Annotated in this window: 1 protein-coding gene; it reads right to left on the minus strand. The window is 62.7% G+C overall.

All coding sequences use genetic code 11. The features are described from left to right. Window positions 1–242, minus strand: a 242-nt coding sequence (locus ACSQ23_RS28460; protein ID WP_436092714.1) for a helix-turn-helix domain-containing protein, incomplete at its 3' end; no start/stop codon positions are given. Window positions 243–308 lie beyond the last annotated feature (66 nt).

Below are 308 nucleotides of genomic sequence, written 5' to 3' on the forward strand. Positions count from 1 at the left end.
CGAGCCTCGATCAGTTCAACCACCACATCGGCCGGCGTCGCTCGGCCATGATGGTGCGGTGCCCGCGAGCGCTCCTCAAGCCCACCGGCGCCTTCCTCAGCAAAGCGCCGCTGCCACTTGTAACCGGTCTGTCGGCTGATGCCGTAGCGCTCGCAAAGAACGCTCATCGGCTCATCGCCAACAAGGCAGTCCGCCACGAACTGCACCTTCGCATCCATCACTGACGTCGCTTCCCACGGCATCGACAGGTCCTCCTGTCAGCCATGTATCCGGACTAAACTGTCAGCGATCTATCCGGATCGGACCGG

The organism is Devosia sp. LjRoot16 (assembly GCF_964252795.1).
In the GTDB taxonomy this organism is placed as follows: Bacteria; Pseudomonadota; Alphaproteobacteria; order Rhizobiales; family Devosiaceae; genus Devosia_A.